At 66.3% G+C, this 21,655-nt stretch carries 19 protein-coding genes; 11 read left to right on the top strand and 8 right to left on the bottom strand.

All coding sequences use genetic code 11. The features are described from left to right. Positions 1 to 106: 106 nt before the first annotated feature. The 4 genes from AB4Z00_RS12330 to AB4Z00_RS12315 all read left to right on the top strand — a co-directional run bounded on the left by AB4Z00_RS12330 (position 107) and on the right by AB4Z00_RS12315 (position 4,691). Positions 107 to 2,428 (top strand): TonB-dependent receptor, encoded by a 2,322-nt coding sequence (locus AB4Z00_RS12330; protein WP_442046159.1) that lies wholly within the window; start codon positions 107 to 109, stop codon positions 2,426 to 2,428. Between the two features lie 24 nt (positions 2,429 to 2,452). After that, positions 2,453 to 3,211 carry an SDR family oxidoreductase gene (locus tag AB4Z00_RS12325; RefSeq protein ID WP_442046158.1) on the top strand — a complete coding sequence of 253 codons (759 nt, stop codon included), beginning with the start codon at positions 2,453 to 2,455 and terminating at the stop codon, positions 3,209 to 3,211. Next, positions 3,208 to 4,296, top strand: a complete 1,089-nt coding sequence (locus AB4Z00_RS12320) for a nuclear transport factor 2 family protein (RefSeq protein ID WP_442046157.1) — start codon at positions 3,208 to 3,210, stop codon at positions 4,294 to 4,296. The genes AB4Z00_RS12325 and AB4Z00_RS12320 overlap by 4 nt, the downstream gene beginning before the upstream one ends. Positions 4,297 to 4,445: 149 nt before the next feature. Then, positions 4,446 to 4,691 carry a LuxR C-terminal-related transcriptional regulator gene (locus tag AB4Z00_RS12315; RefSeq protein WP_442046156.1) on the top strand — a complete coding sequence of 82 codons (246 nt, stop codon included), beginning with the start codon at positions 4,446 to 4,448 and terminating at the stop codon, positions 4,689 to 4,691. A gap of 65 nt (positions 4,692 to 4,756) precedes the next feature. On the opposite strand, the gene AB4Z00_RS12310 is transcribed toward AB4Z00_RS12315, so the two are convergent. From AB4Z00_RS12310 to AB4Z00_RS12300, 3 genes are all read right to left on the bottom strand, one after another. Next, positions 4,757 to 5,722 (bottom strand): GGDEF domain-containing protein, encoded by a 966-nt coding sequence (locus AB4Z00_RS12310; RefSeq protein WP_243841030.1) that lies wholly within the window; start codon positions 5,720 to 5,722, stop codon positions 4,757 to 4,759. Positions 5,723 to 6,011: 289 nt separating this feature from the next. Further along, positions 6,012 to 6,878, bottom strand: coding sequence for a hypothetical protein (locus tag AB4Z00_RS12305; RefSeq protein WP_442046155.1), 867 nt, complete (start codon positions 6,876 to 6,878; stop codon positions 6,012 to 6,014). Between the two features lie 129 nt (positions 6,879 to 7,007). Then, the gene (locus tag AB4Z00_RS12300; RefSeq protein ID WP_442046154.1) at positions 7,008 to 8,267 is read right to left on the bottom strand and encodes a S8 family serine peptidase; all 1,260 of its coding nucleotides are present in this window, start codon (positions 8,265 to 8,267) and stop codon (positions 7,008 to 7,010) included. 86 nt (positions 8,268 to 8,353) lie between these two features. On the opposite strand from AB4Z00_RS12300, the gene AB4Z00_RS12295 reads away from it, so the two are divergent. Together AB4Z00_RS12295 and AB4Z00_RS12290 are read left to right on the top strand one after the other, a co-directional pair. Further along, entirely contained in the window at positions 8,354 to 8,851 is a 498-nt protein-coding gene (locus AB4Z00_RS12295) for an RNA polymerase sigma factor (RefSeq protein WP_442046153.1), read from the top strand. After that, positions 8,848 to 9,669 carry a hypothetical protein gene (locus tag AB4Z00_RS12290; RefSeq protein ID WP_442046152.1) on the top strand — a complete coding sequence of 274 codons (822 nt, stop codon included), beginning with the start codon at positions 8,848 to 8,850 and terminating at the stop codon, positions 9,667 to 9,669. Before AB4Z00_RS12295 ends, AB4Z00_RS12290 begins: the two co-directional genes overlap by 4 nt. Positions 9,670 to 9,736: 67 nt before the next feature. On the opposite strand, the gene AB4Z00_RS12285 is transcribed toward AB4Z00_RS12290, so the two are convergent. From AB4Z00_RS12285 to AB4Z00_RS12270, 4 genes are all read right to left on the bottom strand, one after another. Further along, on the bottom strand, positions 9,737 to 10,558 hold the full coding sequence (locus tag AB4Z00_RS12285; protein ID WP_442046151.1) for a hypothetical protein: 822 nt from the start codon (positions 10,556 to 10,558) through the stop codon (positions 9,737 to 9,739). Further along, entirely contained in the window at positions 10,555 to 11,907 is a 1,353-nt protein-coding gene (locus AB4Z00_RS12280) for a lipopolysaccharide biosynthesis protein (protein WP_243841028.1), read from the bottom strand. Before AB4Z00_RS12280 ends, AB4Z00_RS12285 begins: the two co-directional genes overlap by 4 nt. Then, positions 11,907 to 12,641: a nucleoside triphosphate hydrolase gene (locus AB4Z00_RS12275; RefSeq protein WP_442046150.1), complete on the bottom strand. Its 735-nt coding sequence runs from the start codon at positions 12,639 to 12,641 to the stop codon at positions 11,907 to 11,909. The genes AB4Z00_RS12280 and AB4Z00_RS12275 overlap by 1 nt, the downstream gene beginning before the upstream one ends. A gap of 71 nt (positions 12,642 to 12,712) precedes the next feature. Beyond that, positions 12,713 to 13,528 (bottom strand): hypothetical protein, encoded by an 816-nt coding sequence (locus AB4Z00_RS12270; protein WP_442046149.1) that lies wholly within the window; start codon positions 13,526 to 13,528, stop codon positions 12,713 to 12,715. Positions 13,529 to 13,766: 238 nt separating this feature from the next. Between AB4Z00_RS12270 and AB4Z00_RS12265 the strand changes: the two genes are divergently transcribed. Both AB4Z00_RS12265 and AB4Z00_RS12260 read left to right on the top strand, forming a co-directional pair. After that, complete coding sequence (locus tag AB4Z00_RS12265; protein WP_207912989.1) at positions 13,767 to 14,435, top strand: response regulator transcription factor; 669 nt, start codon at positions 13,767 to 13,769, stop codon at positions 14,433 to 14,435. Beyond that, positions 14,432 to 15,862: a sensor histidine kinase gene (locus tag AB4Z00_RS12260; protein ID WP_442046148.1), complete on the top strand. Its 1,431-nt coding sequence runs from the start codon at positions 14,432 to 14,434 to the stop codon at positions 15,860 to 15,862. Before AB4Z00_RS12265 ends, AB4Z00_RS12260 begins: the two co-directional genes overlap by 4 nt. Here AB4Z00_RS12260 and AB4Z00_RS12255 read toward each other — a convergent pair. After that, positions 15,844 to 17,511 (bottom strand): vWA domain-containing protein, encoded by a 1,668-nt coding sequence (locus tag AB4Z00_RS12255; protein ID WP_442046147.1) that lies wholly within the window; start codon positions 17,509 to 17,511, stop codon positions 15,844 to 15,846. The genes AB4Z00_RS12260 and AB4Z00_RS12255 overlap by 19 nt on opposite strands. Positions 17,512 to 17,686: 175 nt before the next feature. On the opposite strand from AB4Z00_RS12255, the gene AB4Z00_RS12250 reads away from it, so the two are divergent. The 3 genes from AB4Z00_RS12250 to AB4Z00_RS12240 are packed head-to-tail and all read left to right on the top strand — an operon-like array spanning position 17,687 to position 21,631. After that, positions 17,687 to 19,285 (top strand): DUF4153 domain-containing protein, encoded by a 1,599-nt coding sequence (locus tag AB4Z00_RS12250; protein ID WP_442046146.1) that lies wholly within the window; start codon positions 17,687 to 17,689, stop codon positions 19,283 to 19,285. Positions 19,286 to 19,301: 16 nt separating this feature from the next. Further along, the gene (locus tag AB4Z00_RS12245) at positions 19,302 to 20,039 is read left to right on the top strand and encodes a response regulator transcription factor (RefSeq protein ID WP_314466948.1); all 738 of its coding nucleotides are present in this window, start codon (positions 19,302 to 19,304) and stop codon (positions 20,037 to 20,039) included. Then, complete coding sequence (locus AB4Z00_RS12240) at positions 20,036 to 21,631, top strand: HAMP domain-containing sensor histidine kinase (RefSeq protein WP_442046145.1); 1,596 nt, start codon at positions 20,036 to 20,038, stop codon at positions 21,629 to 21,631. The genes AB4Z00_RS12245 and AB4Z00_RS12240 overlap by 4 nt, the downstream gene beginning before the upstream one ends. The last annotated feature ends 24 nt before the right edge of the window (positions 21,632 to 21,655 follow it).

Here is a 21,655-nt window from a genome sequence, read left to right as displayed (position 1 = left end):
GCTGCAAGCCGATCCCGGCGTTCCGCCGCCACCTTCGGCGGCTGGCCCGCCATGTTCGGGGAAACGACCTCTAACCATAAAAAACAGAACAGTTGGGAGTAGGAAGATGAAGAACTGGCTCAATGCAAGCTCACCCCTCGCTCTTGCTGCCGGGGCGATGATCCTGCCGCAGGCGGCCCTCGCCCAGAATAGCGCCCAGAATAGCGCCCAGGATGATGGGCAACTCGCCCCGACCGAGACCCGCCAGCCCGAAAGCAGGATGCCGGTGGGCATCCAGGAGATCGTCGTCACGGCGCAGAAGAAGGCCGAGAACCTGCAGGACGTGCCGATCTCGATCACGGCGGTGGGCGGCGAAGCCCTGGCCAGCACCCAGGGCATTTCGCTTCAGGCGCTTCAGGGCCAGATTCCCAACGTCCAGATCGACAACTTCGCCAATACCCCGCAGAGCGCCGTCTTCACCGTGCGCGGCATCGGCGTTATCGAACCCGACCCTTACGCCGGCAATACGGTGTCGATCGTGGTCGACGGTGTCCCGCAGTTCTTCTCGATGGGCGCGCTGCTCGACCTTTACGACGTGGACCGCATCGAAGTGCTGCGCGGCCCCCAGGGCACGCTGTTCGGCGCCAATACCACCGGCGGCGTCATCAACGTGGTCACCGCCCAGCCCACGGGCAAATTCGGTGGTCACGTCAAGGCGGTCTACGGCAATTACAACCGCATGGACCTCACCGGCTCCATCGAAGCGCCGCTGGTCGATGACGTGCTCTCGCTCAAGGTCGCGGGCATTCATACCCAGCGCAAGGGCTGGGTGAAGAACGTGGTCGACGGATCGGACCTCGGGCGCAAGAACCTCGACGCAGTGCGGGCCTACCTGCGCTTCACGCCCAGCGCCAATTTCGATGCGACGCTTCAGGGCGAATACGTCAATGCCCGCAATGGATCGCCCATCGTCATCAACGGCGCGCGGCCCGGCGAAGTGCTCTATGTCGCCCCCGGCACCGAGGGAATGTACGTCAGCCCCTGCGCCACGAACGGCATGTGCGTAGCGCCAGACAAATATTACGGCGCCAACAACTCCGTTCCCGATCAGTCCAACATGGACACTTATTCGGGCACGCTGACGATGAACTGGCGCAACACCGGCCTGGGCGACTGGACCGCGATAACCGGATACAAGCGCTTCAAGCTCCGCGAATATACCGATCAGGACGGTACCCCCCTGTTCCTCAACGATACGTACCGCCGAACCGTGGGCTGGCAATTCAGCCAGGAGCTGCGCACCAATCTGGAACTCTCGGACAGGCTGAACGTGCTGGTGGGCGGCTTCTACCTCAAGGACCACTACGATCACATCCAGGCCTACCGCCTGCAATTCGCGGCGCCGGGCTTGCTCCAGACCAACTTGCAGGATCAGGACAACTACTCCGTTTCCGGCTTCGCGCAGGCCTATTGGGAAGTGACCGACCGGCTCAAGCTTCAGGCAGGCATCCGCTACACGCACGAGCGGACGGAATCGGCCCCCAGCCTCATCACCAGCATCGGCGCGGCCGCAGGATCGAACTACACCGGCGAGGGCAATACCGTCATCGACAGCTTCACCGTGGGCGGCAGCAAAGGCTGGGACAATGTCGGCTGGAAGCTGGGCGCCGACTATGAAATCGCCGACGACACCCTGCTCTATGCCAGTTGGGCGCGCGGCTTCAAGTCGGGCGGCTTCACCGCACGCGTCGGGGTGCCCGCCGACGGCGAGAATCCGTACGATCCCGAGAAAGTCGATACTTTCGAAGCCGGCGTGAAGGCCGACTTCCTGGATCACCGCCTGCGCGTGAACCTTGCGGCGTTCTACACCAATTATCGCGACATGCAGGTGGCGCAGATCTACTTCGACACCGACACCAATACCCAGGGAAACCGCATCCTCAATGCCGGCAAGTCCGAAATCAAGGGTTTCGAACTGGAAACCACCGCGGCCCCGGTAGACGGCATGACCCTGCGCGCCTCGCTCGCCTATCTCGACGCGAAGTACAAGACCTTCCTCTATGGCGATCCCCTCAGCGGGGAGACGCTCGACCTGGAAGGCTACCGGCTTCAGAACGCGCCCAAGTGGAACGCCAGCTTCGGCGCGAACTTCGTGATCCCGCTGGGCGACGATGCCGATCTGGTCAGCGACGTCAGCTATACCTACACCAGTTCCAAGTATTACACCGCGATCCTCGACACCCCGCGCTCGAAAATCCAGCCCACCCACCTTGTCGACGCCTCCTTGACCTACAAGCCGCGCGGCGGCGTCTGGTCCATCGGGCTATGGGCGACCAACCTGCTGGATTCCCGCTATCTTTCGACCGTCTACGACAGTCCGGGCTATGCCGGGCTGGCCGGCTATGCCCCGCCGCGCCAGTGGGGCGGCTCGGTCAGCTTCGATTTCTGACATGCGCATGGGAAGGAGAGCAGGATGAACCGCGTAGCAGGCAAAGTCGCGCTCGTTACCGGAGGCGCTTCCGGCCTTGGCGAGGCCGATGCACGGCTCCTGGCGGCAGAGGGCGCCAGTGTCGTCATCACGGACGTCCAGGTCGATCGCGGCCGCACGGTCGCCGCCTCGATACCGGGCGCCATGTTCCTTCAGCACGACGTCCGCGAGGAGGACCAATGGCGCAACGTCGTGGCGAAGACGATGGCCCGTTTCGGCCGGCTCGACGTGCTGGTCAACAATGCCGGGCTGGTCCGTTTCGGCAATGTCGAGGAATGCGAGCTGGAGACCTTCCGGCTTCAGATGCAGGTCATGGTCGAGGGCTGCTTCCTGGGCTGCAAGTCCGCGCTGCCGCACATGACCAAGAGGGCCGACGGACCCTGGGGCGGTTCGATCGTGAATGTCGCGTCAGTCGCCGCGCTCAAGGGCATTGCCGCGATCCCGGCCTATAGCGCGGCCAAGGCAGGTATCATCGCCCTGACCCGCAGCGTCGCGGTACACTGCCAGGACATGGGCTACGGCATCCGCGTCAACGCCGTCGCGCCCGGCGCCCACGATACGCCGATGACCCGGCAGGCGCTCGATCAATTGCCGCAGGACGACGCCGGGCTCGATCAGGTCCATGCCCATGGCCAAGGGCGTCCCGATGACGTTGCCAACCTCGTGCTGTTCCTGGCTTCGGAGGAATCACGCCAGATCACGGGCACTCATATCGTCATCGACAATGGGGAGACCCTGCGATGACCGGCGCCCGGGACATTGGCTGGCTGGCCGATCGCCAGGACATCGCAAACGTGCTCGCCCGTCACAGCCGGGGCGTGGACCGTGCGGACGCGGACCTGCTGGCAAGTTGCTATCATGACGATGCATTCGTGGACTACCGCTTCTTCACCGGCGGGGCATCCGAATTCGTGGCCATTCTTTCAGAGGCCCAGAAAGCCGGCCCGGTCACCCTGCACCGAACCGGCCAGATGTGGACCGAGACGGACGGCGAGCGGGCAATCTCCGAAAGCTATGTCATGGCCTATGCATCGAGCGCCGGCGCGCAGGGACCGGCCACGCAGCACCTGATCTGCGGTCGTTACCTCGACCGGCACGAGAAACGCTCCGGCCATTGGCGCCTGACGCAGCGCAATTACGTGCTGGACACCAGCCTCAACTGGGACGGGGGATTGCCTCTGCCGGGCGTGGGCTCGCTCGGCAGCCAGTTGCCGACAGGCGGGCATGGGGCCGCCGACGCCGGCATCGCGCTGCTTGCCCAGGCTTATGCAAGGAACAGGACAAAAGGATCAAAGCCGATGACACACAGCGAACAGACGATCGATGCAGTGATCTCTCGACAGCAGATCGCGGATGTGACCATGGCCTACTGCCGCGGCGTGGACCGCGCGGACCCGCATTTGCTGTCGGAAGTGTTCCATGAGGATGCCTCCGTCGTCAGCGGTGTGTTCAACGGCAATGGCCGCGACTTCGCCTCCGAGATCTGCAGGCTGGTCGAGAGTGCTTACGAGCAGACCTTCCATTCGATCGCCAATCAGTGGATCGAGGTGGAAGGCGACGGGGCAGTCGGGGAAACCTACGTGATCGCCGTGTCCACCAGCCGCGGCGACGAGAAGACGGATACCCTCACGGGCGGCCGCTATGTCGACCGTTTCGAACGCCGCGACGGGCGCTGGGCCATAGCCGACCGTACGTTCGTACTCGATTGGGCGCGCAGCGAACCCAGCACGCGCGACATGACGGGCGGAATGTATGCGGCGCTCGATCTCCACGGCTGTCGGGGCAAGGACGATCCCGTCTATGCCTTCCGGAGCCAACGAACGGATTGAACATGGAGATCGGCATGGACACGGCGATGCCCTTCACGTCGACGCGGGATATGCGGCGCCCTGAGAATCCCCCGCCTGGCCATTCGGCTACCCGATCAGCACCGAATGGTTTTGCGCGACACTAGGCCATGCCCGCCGGAGCACTCCAGATGGATGCGAATTCCCATGACGAGAAACCGCTCCTTTCTTCCAGAGAATTCGAGATCCTGTTGCTCAGCGCGGAAGGTGAAACCGATGCCGTGATCGCCAGGTCATTGGGGATAAGCCACACGACGGTGCGGTTTCACTTAAGAAATGCCTGCCTGAAGCTCAAGGCGAGCAACCGAAGGCATGCCATCTACCTCGCCTTCAATATGGGCGTGTTCGAACGCGTCCTCAACGACGATGCCGGATGACCGTCCCCGAGCCAATGCCCGCAGTGGATCCACCCCCGGATCATCACGTCCGACGGCAGCCGCAATTATGCCGAGACTGTCGATCTGACCCGATTGCGACCTTCCTGCTTGGCCGCATAGAGCAACTTGTCCACGGCATCGCAGAAATGGAGCGCATCACTGTCGAAAGGCGGAATGACCGTCCCGACGCCGACGCTCGCGGTCACGAATGCGCTGCAGCTGGACCGTTCGTGCCGGATATGCAGGCCTTCGATCGCCGCGCGGCAACGCTCTGCCAGCACGGCCGCGGCAGCTTCGTTCGTTTCCGGCAGCAGGAGGACGAACTCCTCGCCCCCGCATCGAGCGACCACGTCGCGAGGACGGATTCCGATCTCCTTCAGCGCGTTCGCTATTCTGACCAGGCATTCGTCGCCCTGGATGTGGCCGTAGAAGTCGTTGTAATCCTTGAAGTGGTCGATATCGAGCAGGATCAGCGAAAGCGGATGCTGGCCGGTCTGGGCGCCTTTCCACTCCGCCTTGAGCCGCTCGTCATAATGGCGCCGGTTGGACGTTCCGGTCAGGCCATCCTCGAACGAGAGCGCCTCGAGCTTCTTCTGCATCTTGATGAGTTCGTGCTCGATGCGTTTCCGCTCGCTGATATCGAACATGAAGCCGACCAGGCTATCGACCTCCCCGCCTTCGCCGCGCACCACATGCACGACGTCGCGGATCCAGACATAGCCGTCATCCTTGGTCAACGCCCGGTAGTCCGCTTCGTGGTCCTTGCCTGCGACCGACTGCGAGACGCAGAAATTGACCACATGTTCGCGGTCGTCCGGATGGATACGGGAGGCCCAGTCCTCTACCGAGATCCAGCTTTCCTGCGACCAGCCAAGCAGCGGTTCGATCTGCGGGCCGATATATGCGAAGCGCATCGTCGCCCAGTCGATCTTCCATGGAATGGCCAATGTCGATTCCAGCAGGGTCTTGTAGACCGCCGGATCGACTTCCATCCCCGGCGCCGCAGCGCTCGCCAGGTCGTTAACAGCCATGGTGGGAGTCATCGAAGGTCTGGCCCCATAAAATCGTTTCAAAAGCATCGGCGCGGAATCGCGTCACACCATTACTTGCTGGTGGCAGATTTCCATATCGTTAAACCCACCTGCCAGCGCACCCTGCGCGGAAAGTCTGTAGCCTTGGTGGCCTCATCGGTCAGCATCGGGCGAGGCCTGCGCAGCGACATCGAAACCCGCGGAAGCCGTGGTGAGCTTTCGCGGGTTTCGTTTCCTCCGTCCTGTTCTGACAGGACGGTTTCCTGCTTTCGCTTCTGGGGTTTCCGGTTCAGTTCCCGTTTGCCGAGGCGCCCAGGCTGACGGAGCCGCCGCTGGCCGAACCCGAGCCCGAAGCAGCGCCCGCGGCCGAGGCATTGTGCTTTCCGGCCGAAACCGTGCCGTCGCCAGTGCCGGAGCCTTGCGCATTCGCAGTCGAAGCCGTGTTCTGCGCCGAAGAAGCTGCGTCCGATGCGCGGCTGGCTGTCATGTCGCGGGCCGATCCGGCTGTCCCTGCAAGGCGGGAGGCGGCGCCGCTGGCTGTACCGGTGGCATCGGGCAGTGCCGGGGCGGTCAGGTTGCTGCTCGATGCGCCATTACCCGTCGCGGAGCCGCTCGCGCCGGTTCCAGACGCGGAATGGCTCGCCGCACCGGAGAGGGCACCGCTGCCCGAAGCCGCCGTGTTGCCGGCGAGCGAACCAAGCGTGTCGGGGGCCGATCCGGCCCGCGATGTCACGCCCGAAACGGCCGATCCGGCAAGTCCGCTGGTCGAGCCGCGTGCGTTGGAAACGGCCTCGCTGGCGCCGGAGGTGTCGGGCGCGGACACAGCGGGCGCCGTGACCTTCTTGCTGGCGCTGGCGCTGCCACGGCCGCTTCCCGAAGCCGATCCGGTCGCCGAACGGGCACTGCGCGTGACGCTCATGTCGCCGGCGCCACTGCCCATGCCTTCGATCGAATTGCCGACAGAACCGATGCTGCCCCCGAAGGAACCGCCCAGCGCCCCGCCCAGACTGCCGCCGAGGCCGCCGCCACCGCCGAGAAGCTGGGCCTGCGCTGCACCGGGAGCCATGGCGATGGCGACAGCCGCCAGCGCCGCGCCGAGATTGGCCTTGGAGAGAGTCTTCACGCCGCGCGTCTTGTTCACAGGGATGATCTTCATCGTTCCGGTTCCTTTCCTCTTCTCGTCCTGTCCGCCGCCGCGCCGAAACGCTTGGCGAAGGGTCTGGGAGAGAAACGGATGGCCTTGCCGGTTTCATCCCTCGGCATGCCGAAAAAACCGAAAGCGCGATCAGCCGCCGGTCCGGCAGACCATGCAGAGCACACCGCGGCCGGTCCGCCGCGAAGGGGCCAGGGCTTCGGTGTTGGTCGCCCGCAAGACCGCCGCGACGTCGCGGCCCGGGCCCATTCGCGCGGCCATCCGGGCGGCGGCAAGCGGCGCTGCAAATGAGGTGCCGCGCAGACCGATGCGCCCTTTGCCCGGCACCAGCGCGGTCATGTCAGCGCCGGGCGCCGCATAGTCGAGATGCGCGGCCCTGCCCGCCTCGATCAGCACGCGCCCGCGCCCATCGACCCCCGTGACCGCGACGACGCCGAGATAGGAGGCGGGAAAGGCCGGGGGCGCCGCCGCGCCGTCATTGCCCACGGCCGCGACCACAACGATGCCTCTGGCCCGCGCCGCCGCCACCGCGCGGGCCAGCAGCGGATTGGCAGGCCCGACCAGGCTGATCGAGACCACCGGCACCCGCTGCGCCGCCATCCAGCCGAGGGCGCGCGCGATCGCCAGGGCATTGCCGCCCGCAGGATCGGTGCCGTAGACATCCGCGCCGTATATCCGTGTCGTGCCCGCCCCCTTGAGCAAGGAGGCGATGGCCGAGGCATGGTCGCTCGCTTTCGGTGCCCCGGCCGCAAAGGCGCCTTGCGCGGCCAGTCGGTCCGATCCGGCGATCCCGCCATCGATCACGCCCACCGTGCCGCCCTTGGGCAGCGCGGTTGCCGCCGCGCTTGCACCGCTCTTTCCCGAGGCAGCGCCTGAGGGAAAGTGCAAATGGTCTGCCGTGATCTCCCGGCCCGGCAGGATGCGGCGCAAGTCGGCAATGGCCCGGGCCAGCGGCTCGCCTTTCGGGGTGGAAAGGCGGGCATAGGCGATGCCGAGGTCCGCGATCCCGGCTTGTTCGATCAGCGCGAAGCCCTTCTCCGCGGCCCGTGCGAGGCTGTCCGCATTGGGATCGAGCAGCAGCAGTTCGCCGGCGCGGGCCGGTTCGTGGCGTTCGTCCCAGTCGACGCTGCCGCGCCGGGCCGCAACGAAATCGCGCAGCCGCCCGAGCCGGTCCTGCGCCAGTTGGCCGGCATTGCCGGCAATCGTGGAGAGCCCCGAAACCGAACGGTCGACGACATTTTCGGCAGCGCCCGAAACGGTCGACCGCGTGCGATCGATCGTGCCGAGGGGGTCCAGCCCGCCCGGCAATCCCAGTTGCGCGGCGGCGGGGGCCGCCAGCGCGGCCAGTATCAGCGCGGCCAGCCCCGCACGCATTTCAGACCTTCGACCCATTCCTCGTTCCCACAGCAAAAATCGGTGGCGCTCAAGGATGAAACGGTGCCATCGGGACGTTTCATCCTCACGGAAACGATATTTCGATGAGAACGCACGACTTCTGCGACCAACTGACGGAATTGCTGCCCCGCCTGCGCCGCTTCGCGCGTGGCCTGACACAGAACGCGGCGGATGCCGACGACTTGTGCCAGTCCACCGTCGAACGCGCTCTGGTGGCCCGCAGCCAGTGGCAGGAAGGCACGCGGCTCGATGCCTGGGTGTACCGGATCATGCGCAACCAGTGGATTGACGAGACGAGATCGCGCAGCCGCCGCGCACGGACGTTCGTGCACGAGGACGAGGGCGCGAACGTGGGCATGGCAGGAGACCGCGATGCGGAAAACCGCGTCGAGCTTGGCAATGTCGACCGGGCACTGGCGCGCCTCCCCGCCGACCAGCGCGAAGCCGTGGTGCTCGTCCTGGTCGAGGGCTTTGCCTACAAGGAAGCGGCCGAGATCATCGGCATTCCGCAGGGCACCCTGACCTCCCGCCTCGGCCGCGGCCGCGAGGCGCTTTTGAAGGAACTTGGAGAAACCGCATGAGCGTGACCCCCGAAGAGCTCATGGCCCTGGCCGATGGTGAATTGTCCGGCGAAGAGGCCGCGCGCGTGGAAGCCGCAATCGCTGCGGATCCCGTCCTCGCCCGGCGGCTGGAGGCAGAGCGCGGCCTGCGCGCCGCGCTGCGCGGCCGCCTCGATCCGGTTGCGCAGGAGCCGGTACCCCTTGCGCTGACGGACCTCATCGCCCGCGCCGCCGCCGCGGATGCCGGACAGGCCACGACCGACAAGGTCGCCCCCGCTCCCGCCCCCGCAGCCGCCCCCTCACCCGCCGAAGTCGTCGATCTTGCTGCGGCCCGTACCCGGCGCAAGGAAGCCGAAAAGGCGCGCGATCGCGCAGCCAGGCGCCCGAACGTGCCGATTTTCGCGGATCGCCGCATGGCCTTCGCCATCGCCGCCTCGCTGGTGCTCGGGTTGATGCTCGGCAGCCAGTTGCACCGCGAAGGCCCGGTCACCCAGACGCGCGCGGGGCTGGCCGCTTCGGGTTCGCTGGCGCGAACGCTGGATCGTCAGCTGGCATCCGCAGGCGATGTCGACGGCCTCCGCATGCTCGCCAGTTTCAGGCGGCAGGGCGGCGACTATTGCCGCGTGTTCGCAGGCACGGCCACTTCGGGCATCGCCTGCCGGCGAGACGGCACCTGGCTGCTCGAACGCACCATGGCGGGCGGCGGCGGGCCATCGAGCGATTACCGGCAGGCCGGTTCGGTGCAGGGCGACATGCTCGCCGCCGCACAGGACATGATGCGCGGCGATCCTCTCGATGCCGCCCAGGAACGGGCAGCGATCGAGAAAGGATGGCGTTAGGCTGCCGGGGTGACGGCGGGGCCGCTCCGCGCCCGATGCCGATGCCGGTGCCGATCCTGACGGCCCATCATGCCGGATAGGCCGATGTCAGGGCCTGCAGGCGGACCAGAATGTCTTCCGGCATGGGGACATCGTCGCGGTGGTAGTCGCGGTGCCCTTTGCCGGCCTGTTCCACGAGATCGTCGTGCATGCTGCCCATCAGCCCGTTGATGGCGCTGAGGAAGCGCGACATGCGATAAGCGTGCTCGTCGGGTTCCAGCGTCCGCAAGGTGTCGTAGAACGAGACCTGGCGGCTGACGACCTTGCGGATCATGTGGAAGCGGTGCCCGGTCAGCGCCCCGTCTCTCAGCCAGCCCCTCAGCTTGCGAAACTCCGCCTTGCGGAAGGCGAGGAAGCCCTGCGCATCGTCCAGTCGTACCTTGCCCACCTCGCGCCGCACCGCCGCCCAGGCCGGCCGGGCCAGCAGCACGCGGAGCATGAGCGCGAAACCGAGGATCGCCGCGCGCCGGCGGTTGCGGAACGCGTCCTGCAGATGCCCCATGATCGCCACCGTCGCGCGGAACAGCAGCGGCGCCTTGTGCGGGCGGCCATAGAGCACCAGGGCGAAGCGCAGCTGCTTGTAGGCCGCGCGGATATGCTTGTAGCGCGCGCGGGCGTCCTGCGGCAGGTCGCCGGTCAGCAGGAGCGTGCCGACAAGCGCGCGCATCTCCGCCTGACTTGCCCGTTCCCGCCAAAACTGGCGGCACAGGTCCAGGCAGCGGGCCATCTCCTCCTGCGAGCATTCGACCGTGATCGGATCGGGCAGCCTGACCACCGGGTCCACCACGTCGTCTATCTCGATGGCGTCGAACAGCGCGCCAAGCGTTTCCTGCGGGAAATGCCTGCTCATGCGTGCGCCTCCTGCGCCATGATATGCGAAAGCGTCCCGCGTGCCCGATAGGCCCAGAGCGTGGGCATGAACATGAACAGTGCCTTGAGGCATACCCCCGCGACATAGGCCAGCCCGGCGCCCGTGATGCCGAACATATGGATCAGTACGAAAAGCAGCACCGCATAGCCCGCCGCCGCCGCGCCTTCGGCCACCAGCGCCGAACGCTGGCGTCCTGCCATGTAGAGCAGCGATTCCAGCGGGAAGCTGGCCATCGTCACGATCAGCGAGGCGGTCATGAGCTGAAGCAGGTCATAGGCTTCGACATAACGCTTGCCGAACACCAGCCCGATCACGGGTTCGCCGCCCAGGATCACCGCCAGCAGGATCACGAAGCCGATCCCGCCGGAAATCAGCGCGCTGCGGATGGCAAGCTGCCAGGGATGGCGGGTCGCAGGGTCGAGGCGCATGATCTCCGGATAGAAGCTGCGCGACATGAGATCCGCCGGCTTGCTGGCGGAATCAAAGAAGGTCGCCGCGATCTTGAACAGGCCCGCGCTGGTCGGCCCGAGCAAGGCGCCGACGATCAGGTTGCTCACCGGGCCCCAGGCCGCCCAGATCGAATGGGCAAAATTGGTGGTCCACACGAAGTCCCACGCGCCCGACAGCCGCCGCCCCGGTCCCGCCAGGCCGGGACGCAGCGCGCCGCGAATGCCCTTGCGGCGCAGTTCCTGCACCGACATCGCCCAGAGGCACAAGTCGCCCAGCAGGTCGGCCAGATACCAGGTGATGACGAAGCCGGCGAAACCGAAGCCGCCGAAATAGGAGATCACGCCGCCCAGCGCGCGCAGTGCCGGGGTGACCATCTGCTGCACGGCGATCTGGTCGAACCGGTCCAGCACGCGCAGGATGCCGGTCGGCGTTGCCGCCGTCATCGTCGGGATCAGCGTGCAGTAGAGCATCGCGAGCTGCACGTCTTCGGCGGGAATACCGAACCAGGCGGCCAGGAACGGCAGCAGGACGAGTCCCCCCGCCAGGCCCACCAGTCCGCTGGCAAGGTCCAACCCGAAAGCGAAGCCGGTGACGTCGCGAAATTCGCCAAGGTCACCGCGCCCGAGTGCCGGGGTGCCATAGCGCACGATGAACTGCCAGGTCTGGAACTTGACCAGCGCGCCGACGCCATTGGCATAGGAGTGGATGATGACCAGGGTGCCGAACAGGGCCGGCGTCAGTCCGCGCCCGGCGCAGGCCAGCGCGATGAGGCCCAGCAGCGCACCGACCAGCTTGCTCGATCCGAGGTAGGAGGCATTGCGCACGATCGTGCGGAACACCCCGTCGGCAAACCAGTGCTTCATGGAGAGAGACTTCATCACGCCGCCTTCCTGTCGGAGGCAAGGTCCCGCGCTTCGATCTCCGCCAGGCGGCGCTCGATCGCGGCCCTGGCCTGCGCCAGCACCTGTTCGAGCGGCAGATCCGCATCGATCTCGACGATGGGCGCGCCCTCGAAAGTGAGTCGCGGTACGTCGGCCACCTTGCGCGCCAGCGAGGAAGCGCGGTGATCGGTCTTGCGCGCCAGGGCCACCTCCAGCGAGACGTTGAGCCGCAGCACCAGATCGGGCGCATTGACCACCATCGCCGCGTAACGGCGACGCTCCGAGCGTGCCAGCCAGCCCACGAGACCGCCCCCGCCCCCGCCCCCGCCCGCACCGGCCAGGCCGAGGCCATCCATCGGCCCCGGCACGCCCAGTTGGGGGAAGCGGTCGGCGATGATCGCATGGCCCCCTTCCCACAGCTTCATCATGCGCCCGAACCGGCGCACGCGCCGCATCGAGAACATGTAGATCACCATAGCCGCCAGGACGCCCGGCCCCTTGTCGGTCTGGGCCTTCTGCGCCTTGGCGTGGATCGACTTGTCGAGCTTCCCGCCCAGTAGCGGCAGGCGCGCGATGCGGCGGCCGATATTGCCGGACTGCTTGCCGAGATGGCAGATCCGCGTGGGCTGGCGCGCGTTCATCCAGAGGCGCAGCGCCTCGGTGACGGCCGACTTGCCGGAACCGTCGCAACCGACGACGGCGATGAGGGGAGGAAGGGAATTACGGATCATCTGGAAACCTGAAAATCGATGGGGCAGCGGCTCGATCGTGTTGCCGCAGGGGAAGACCGGAACGCGAAACTTCAGGCCTCGAGGCCATGGCGGCGCAGCACGGCCAGCACGCTTTCGAGCACTTCGCGGTAAGGGCGGGTGGCATCGACGTCGACGATCTGCGCCCCGCCGAAGCGCAAGGTGGGCACCACTGCGAGCTTCTTCTCCAGCATGTCGCGCTGGTGATCGGACTTGCGCGCCAGTGCCGTGTCGACATCGACGTTGAGCCGGATCACCAGTGTCGGGCGATAGGCGGCCATCTCGGCGTAAAGCGCGAGCTCGCGCGAGGCCAGGCGCTGGACCAGCGCCGAACCCTTGCGCATCCAGGACAGGCCGGGGCCATCGAAGCTGCCGGGCACTTCGGCCTGCGGATAGCGGTCGGTTATGACCTGCACACCGTGCCGGCGGAAATCGAGCACCTTGCGGAAACGCCGCCTGCGCGCCAGCGAAAAGCCGAACATCGCCAGCGCCGTCGCCAGGCCGGGCAGGCGCTTCTCCCGCTCCGGCCCCGCCTTGCTGTCATGCGCCTTGCCGTCATGCGCCTTCTTCGCCTTGCCGGTCAGGAAGCGCTCCGCCAGTCGGCCGATCACGGGGATGCCGCCGATCCGGCGCCCGAGATCGCCGGTGCCGAGCCCGAGGTAGATCGAGCGGGTGGGCGAGCGGCGGTCGAGCAGCGAAACGAGATCGCTGGCCAGGGTGGACTTTCCCGACCCGTCCAGGCCGATCAGCGCCACACAGGGTGCGAGGGGGTTTCGGGCCTTCCGCCGCGAGACCGGAAAAGCCGGGCCATGGGAGGGACGGGTTACGATCCCGGATGCGAGATCGCGCGGAGACTGGTGGATGGTCATATTCGAATGGGCCGTGATGGCTCCGCCTGCCGGTCTTTGCCGGGTGTGGCGGAGGGGGGTTCCTGCAAAAGCGCCGCCTGAATTCAGGTCGATCCACAGGCCCTAGACCCCGAAGCTGATGCGAGGCTGATGGCGCGAAAAAGATATTTCGCCCGTTTGACGGCTCCCGAAAGCTGGCATAGGCGAAAGGCTTGCCGCGGCGGATCCGTGCCGCTCACTTGCTCTGGGAGCCTGGCCCTTGCCCCGTCTGCTGGTTGCCGAAGACGATGCCGACCTCGGCCCGGCGATGAAGCGCGCGCTGGAGCTGGACGGCTATGTGGTCGATCTCTTCGCGCGGGGCGACGACGTCCTCGAAGCGGCCAGCGTGAACGCCTACGATGTGATCCTGCTGGATCTGGGCATGCCGCGCATGGGCGGACTGGAGGTGCTGCGCCAGCTCCGCGCAGAGGGCAATGCAACGCCGGTCATCGTCGTGACCGCCTTCGACCGTACTCGCCAGCGCGTGGCCGGGCTGGACGCCGGCGCCGACGACTATGTGGTCAAGCCCGTGGACCTAGAGGAACTGGCCGCGCGCATCCGCTCGCAGCTTCGGCGCAAGGACGGCCGCTCGGCCGACAGCGTGAGCGTGGGCGAAGTGACGCTGGATTTCTCCGGCCACGTCGCCTCGCTGGAGGGCGAGGTGGTGGCGCTGACCGCCAAGGAATTTCGCGTGCTCGCCCTGCTGATGCGGCGCGCCCGGCGCTTCGTCTCCAAGGCCGACCTCGAAGGCGAACTCTACGACCAGGAGCACTGGGTGGAATCGAACACCGTCGAAGTCGCCATATCCGCGCTGCGCCGCAAGTTCGGGCGCGACTTCATCCGCACCGCGCGCGGGCTCGGCTACATGGTGGGCGGGCCGCACGCATGAAGCGCTCGTCGCTTTCCAGCCGGCTCTATCGCCGCGTGCTGATCCTGCTGGCGCTGACGGGCCTGGGCATGGGCGCGATCCTCTATTCCGTCACCAACCGGGAGATCGGCCGCGCTTCCGATGCGCAGCTGGTGAACGCCTCGCGCCTGCTCTACATGATGATGCAGGACGAGCTGACCGCAGGCGTGCTCGCCGCCCGCGGGCAAAATCAAGGCCAGGATCAGGCGCAGGATCAGGCACGGGAACCGCAGAAACTCGACGATGATCCTCTGCTGTCGGACGAGGAGCGCAAGGCCTTTCACGCCTCCTACGACTGGTGCATGTTTGCGGTCTTCTGGGAGGGCCAGCCGGTCGCCCAGTCCGGCTGGGGCGCGCCGGTCAGCCTCGTGCCGCGCCAACCCGGACTGCACGATTTCATCGCCGTGGGCGACCATTGGCGCAGTTACGGACTGCCTGGCCGCGATCCCCGCCTGCTGGTGGTGGTGGCGGAACGCGACACGATGCGCGAATTCTCGATGGTTCCGGTACTGCGCAAGCTGGCCCTGCCGCTCCTGCTGCTGATCGCGGCCAGCATGCTCGTGCTCTGGTGGACCCTGCGCAAGAGCCTGTCCGAAGTCGAGCGGCTGGCAAGCACGCTGAACGCCCGCTCACTGGCGGACCTGACGCCGCTGGCGCGCGGCGACTGGTCGCGCGACCTCGGCCCGCTGATCGTCGCGCTGAACAAGCTGTTCGTTCGCCTGGACCAGGCCTACGAACTGGAACAGGCCTTTACCGACGATGTCGCGCATGAACTGCGTACGCCGCTGGCGGCGATCCGCGCGCAGGCGCAGCTCCTGCGCAAGAGCGTGCCCGCCCCGCAGCAGGAGGAAACGAACCGCCTGCTCGCCGTAGTGGACCGGGCCGGCGACCTGATCGACGGAATGCTCACCCTCGCCCGTCTGAACGCGACGGCGGTGTCCACCCGCTCGGTCGATGTCCATGCACTGGTGGCGGACGTCGTGGCCGAAACGCTGATCCATCTGCCGCCGGAAACGATGGAGTTCTCCGTCACGCCCGATCACATCGTGCGCTGGCGCTGCGACCCCTCCTCGCTGCAGATCGCACTCTCGGCCGTGATCGGCAATGCGACGGTCCATGCGCGGGACGGCGGACAAGTGGACATCGCCATCGTCCGCAGTTCCGATCGCCTTGCCATTACCGTGGGCGACCGGGGCCGCGGCGTGCCCCCGGCCGATCGCGACCGCCTGCTGCGCCGCTTCGAGCGCGGCACCGCGAACGAAGCAGGCAGCGGCCTCGGGCTGTCCATCGCGGTGAAAGCGATGAAGCTGGCAGGCGGGACGGTCCGGCTCGAAGATCGCCAGGACGGCGGCGGACTGCTCGTGGTCCTCAGCCTGCCCGCCGCGATCGATCATGGCCTAAGCGCATAACCCGCACCATTGGGGTCTGAGGCGGAAAGCCCGGCGCGGCCCCGCTCCGTCTCGCCGTCGGAACGTGCCGCCAAATTGGTCATCGCCACGAATTCCTGTCGCCAGTAATTCGCCGGGTGCCCGGCGAGACGCGCAATATCGGCGTAGCCGAAGTCTGCCAGCCGGCTGTCCCGGCGCAGCTTCTGCCCGAATGCGGCCACCGCGATGGCGAATGCGGCATCGCCTTCCGGCGCCGTTGCGGCGCCAAGGCGGCCGGCAGCGACTGGCGCTTCGAGAAGCCGGCTTTCCGTTTCCTCCGGAAGCTTGTAGCGAAGCCGCACGGTTGCAGCCTCAACAGGATTCGCAGCTGCGGCCGACGCAGTCGCGGTGTTTGCAGCGTATTTTCGGGCAGGCAGCCATCCCAACTGCCCCGCGGGCACGATCTCGTAGATCGCAGTAACCTGGTGCCCTGCTCCGATCTCGCCGGCGTCCACCTTGTCATCGACGAAGTCCTCCTCCCGCAGCGCGCGGTTCTCATAGCCGATCAGGCGATATTCGCTGACAACGGCCGGGTTGAATTCGACTTGCACCTTTACGTCCTTGGCAATGGTGAACAACGTGGACGACAATTCCTCGTCCAGCACCTTGCGCGCCTCCATCAGGTTGTCGATGTAGGCGTGGTTGCCGTTGCCGAGATCGGCGACCGCTTCCATCATCGCATCGTTGTAGTTGCCCTGGCCGAAGCCAAGCGTCGTCAGCGTGATGCCGTCCTCGCGGTTCTGCCGGACCATGGCCTCGAGCCCCGCCTGATCGGACAAACCGAGGTTGAAGTCCCCATCGGTCGCCATGACGATCCGGTTGATTCCGCCTGGAATGCGATGCGCCCGCGCAAGGTCGTACGCCATCGACAACGCCGGGCCTCCGGCCGTGCCGCCGCCTGCCTCCAGCCCGGACAGCGCCGCCTTGACCGCAGCAGCGTCGTGGCTGCCATCGACCAATGTCGCCACCGAGCCCGAATACGTGATGATGGAAATGCTGTCCTCCGCCCGCAGTCCGTCAGCTAGGATCGACAGCGCCTGCTTCACCAGCGGCAGCTTGTCCGGTGCGTCCATGGACCCGGACACGTCCACCATGAAGACCAGGTTCGCCGCCGGACGTTCGGACCGTGCCACGTCATAGCCGCGCAGGCCGATACGCAGAAGCCGGGTCCGCCTGTCCCAAGGCGTGGTGGTGACGTCCGTCGTCACGCTGAACGGCGCCGTGCGATCGGTCGCCAGTGGATAGTCGTACCGGAAGTAGTTGATCATTTCCTCTGTCCGCACGGCTTCTTCCGGTACGGGTTGCCCGCCCATCAACATGCGCCGGACATTGGTGTAGGAGCCCGTGTCGACGTCGACGGCAAAGGTCGAGACGGGTTCGCTGACCACGCGGTGGATCGGGCTGACCGTCTTTCCGTCATAGCGCTCAGTGCCACCGTTGCTTGCCGTCACATTTTCGTATCCCCCGTCTCCCGGGGACCTCTCGCCGCCACAGGCCGATAGCATGAGCCCTGAGATCAATGGAATGGACATGATCGCACGAAAACGCATGTATGTTCTCCACTTTACTGGTGGAGCCGAGGTAGTTTCTCGAACTGCATTCAGACAAGGGGCGTGAACATGCAGTTCCAATCCCTGCATCCAAGTCGAACACATCACGATAGCGGATAACGGCCGATTACCGGGAAGCATCACTCGCTCTGCACGGGTTCTGCACAGTCCTTGCGCCAAGAATTGACCGCCATGCCATTACCGGCTGCGCAGTTGGCCGCTCATGATAACTCCCGTCTTTCAGGGAGATACACGAATGCAACTCGCTAGATCGCGCTTGGGCTCCAGCTTTCGATGGAAGCCGGCGATGGGCCTGGCTTTCGCCGGACTGGGTGACTGGCTCTTCTACCAACGCGGACCGATCGGCGGAGCGCCCGGCGTCCTCGCACTCGCCCTGCTCGCCGGCCTGCTGGTTGGAAGGCCGGCCGTGCGGCGGAGCGGCGCGGCTCTGCTGGCAGTCATGGCAGCGACCGTTTTCGCGCTCGCTCTGGCCTGGGATGCCAGCCTGCTGTCGGTGATGCTGTTCTGGCTTGCAGCAGGCATGGCGGCCCAGCTGCCGCAGGCTGGCCGCTTCGATGACGGCTGGCAATGGGCGCAGCGTCTTTTGTGGCAGGGGCTGCGCACGCCGTTCGGGCCCTTTATCGACCTGCGGCGCATCGCGCGAGTCCGCAGGGCTGGCCACGGCAAGCGGATCGGCATACGCCGGGCCGCTTCCCTGCTCACGATCCCCTTGCTGGGAGGGACGATTATTGCAGCGCTGTTCTGCGCCGCCAATCCCATACTGGCGCGGGCTGCCTCCGCACTGCTGGCGATCGACACGAGTTTCCTCACGATCTGCCGGGCCCTCTTGTGGTCTTTGTTCTTCGCCATGCTCTGGAGCCTGCTGCGTCCCAGCCTGCTGAAACGCCCCCACCCTCTGTTCGAAGGACGGGGAGATACCCGCCTGCCGGGATTCTCGCCTGCGTCGATCATGATCTCGCTGGTGGTCTTCAACGCGATCTTCGCCGTGCAGAACCTGCTCGACGCGGCCTATCTGTGGGGCATGGCATCCTTGCCCGAAGGCATGACGCTGGCCGACTATGCGCACCGCGGTGCCTACCCGCTGATCGCCACGGCAGTGCTGGCAGCCTTCTTCGTGCTGATCGCGCTGCGTCCGGGTTCCGAGACCGCCGGTTCGCCCATGATCCGATGGCTGGTTACCTTGTGGATCGCGCAGAACATCGTCCTCGTCGCCTCATCGATCCAGCGCACGGTCGATTATGTCGAAGCCTATTCGCTCACACGCTTGCGGATCGCGGCGCTGGCCTGGATGGTGCTCGTTGCTTTCGGCCTTGCCACGATCTGCTGGCGCCTGCTGCGCGATCGCAGTTCGGCCTGGCTGGTCAACGTCAATCTCGCGATTACCGCCCTGATGCTGACGATAGCCAGCTTCATCGACTTCGGTACGGTAGCGGCAACCTGGAATGTGCGTCACGCCCGCGAGGTCGGCGGCGCCGGGGCGGTTCTGGACTTGTGCTATCTTGGCCAGCAAGGCGATTCCGCTCTTCTTCCCCTGCTCGAACTCGAAGGACGCCGTGAGCTTCAGCCCGAATTTCGAATGCGCGTGCACGCCGTCCGCAAGCGAGTGGAACGCGGCGATCCGATGAACGGCGGCCTCCTCCACGCAAGCCGACGTGCCCAGGCTGATGCCCTCGCCGCGGGCCTGCCACGGATGGACATGGGAGAAGGCCCGCGTGAATGCGACGGCTCGCGGATACCCGAGCCTGCCGCAGCCTTGCCGCCGGCCCCGCCCAGGCCGTCGACACCGCTGCCTGCACCGCCGCAATCCCCATCGCAGCCCCCTTCGCCGCATTGACAGGGGCCCTGTGGCCATGAACATCTCCGCCATGCCCGGCACGATCCTCCTCGTCGACGACGATCCCCATATCCGCCAGTTGCTCGTCTTCGCCTTCGGCAAGGCCGGTTTCGGCACGCTCGAAGCCGGGGACGGAGAGGAAGCGCTGGCGCAAGTCGAACGCCACGCCCCCGATCTGGTGATCCTTGACATCAATATGCCGCGGATGGACGGTCTTGAAGTCTGCCGCCGCCTACGCGCCACGAGCGAGGTGCCGATATTCTTCCTGTCCTCGCGCGATGACGAGATCGACCGTGTGCTGGGCATCGAACTGGGCGGCGACGACTATGTGGTGAAGCCGTTCTCCCCGCGCGAAGTCGTGGCCCGATCGATGGCGATCCTTCGCCGCACCGGCTCGCGGAGCGGATCCTCGGCAAGCCCGGCCGACACGGTCACAGTGCTGCGTCACGGTCTGCTCAGTCTCGATCCTGAGAGCTGGACCGCGCAGTGGCACGGCCACGAGGTCGGCCTTACCGTGACCGAGTTCACCATCCTGCGCACCTTGCTGGCCGGGCCCACCCGCATCTTCTCGCGCGACCAGATTATCGACCGCCTCCGCGGCCCGGGCTTCGCGCTCACCGATCGCACGATCGACAGCCATGTCCGCAACTTGCGCCGCAAATTTGCCGAAGCGGGCGGCAGCGACCTGATCGAGACCCGCGCGGGGATCGGCTACCGCCTCGGGACCTGCACCGGCGCGACGGCACAGGGATGATCGACAAGCTCTGGGATCAAATCCGGACCACCGTCGCCCGGCACTGGCCGATCCTGCGTCTGCGCACCATCCTGCTGGGAACGATGGTGTTCGTCGCCGCGCTGCCGGGCTTCGGGGCAATCTTCCTGCGGATTTACGAAAACGCCCTGGTGCGACGAACCGAAGCGGAACTGGTCGCCCAAGGCGCCGCGCTTGCCGCCAGCGCCGCAGTCGTCGGCAGCGCCATCGCCCTGCCCGGCGCGCGCCCGGGCCCGCCGCCCGCCCCGCCAGAGCGCTATCATGACCGCGTGACGGAAGTGGACTTGCGCTCCTCGCCGATCCTGGCGCCTCGCCCCCATGCCCAACCCGCCGCGAGCAAGCCCGATCCCGCAGCGATGGCGCTGGCATGGCGAATGATGCCCGCCTTCCAGCAGACCAAGATCACCACTCTCGCCTCCATCCTGATCCTGGATCGGAAAGGCATCCTGCTCAACGGCCGGGAGGCGGGCGGCAGCCTCGCGGCCCTGCCTGAAGTCCGCGCCGCACTCGCCGGTATGCCAACCACCACCCTGCGCGAGAACGAGGGCCACCCGGCCCATCATGCGCTCGACTGGCTGAGCCGCGCCGCGAACATCCGCCTTCACCATGCACGCCCTATCGTGATCGACGGCAAAGTCGCGGCTGTGCTGCTGCTGTCGCGCTCGCCGCGCGCGCTGGCACTGGGCATCTATGAGGATCGGGGCAAGATCGCCCTGGGCGTTGCGGCGATCTTCGCGATGCTGTTGATGCTCTCGGCCGTGCTTTCCCGCGCCATCGTGCGCCCGATCGAAGGATTGAGCCGCGCCACCCGCGCCCTCGCTTCCGGTGCGCGCATATCCGCGCCGCAACCCACCCTGCAAGTCATCGAGATCCGAGCGCTTTACGAAGATTTCGAGCAAATGGCAGACGCGATTGAAAAACGCTCCCGCTATCTGCGCGATTTCTCCTCCTCGCTGAGCCACGAATTCAAGACGCCGCTCGCCGGGATTTCCGGCGCCATCGAGCTGCTGCAGGATCACGGAGCCCAGATGTCATCCGCGGAGAGCGAACGGTTCCTGGCCAACATGGCCGCCGATGCCCGGCGCCTGTCCCGCCTGGTCGGCCGGTTGATGGAACTCGCCCGCGCCGATGTGCTGATAGGTGCCGCCGATGCGGCGGTCCGCCCCGGAGCCGTGCTGATGGCGGTGGCCGATGCACTCTCGGCCGAAGACTTCGCAATTGCCGTGGACCTGCCTGACCACGAAACCCATGTCTCCATCGACGGCGATGCCCTGGAAACCGTGCTGACCACGCTGGCCGAAAATGCGCGGCAAGCAGGCGCCAGGCGCCTCGATATCGCCCTTCACCCAGCGCCTGGCGCAGTCCACATCGATCTCGTCGATGACGGGCCGGGCATTCCCGAGGCGGACCATCTGCGCATCTTCGCGCCTTTCTTCACCAGCAAGCGCGAACTGGGCGGCACTGGACTGGGTCTGCCGATCGCGCGTTCGTTGCTCCAAGCGTACGGCGGCGAACTGGAGCTCATCCCTTCGGAGCGCGGAGCGCATTTTCGGATCACCTGCCCTGGCAGGTAGCGCCGATCGCGCGGCGCCAGAAAG

This window comes from Novosphingobium sp. YAF33 (assembly GCF_052113265.1).
In the GTDB taxonomy this organism is placed as follows: domain Bacteria; phylum Pseudomonadota; class Alphaproteobacteria; order Sphingomonadales; family Sphingomonadaceae; genus Novosphingobium.
Note: the sequence above shows the minus strand (reverse complement) of the source record. Positions and strands in the feature narration are given on the sequence as shown.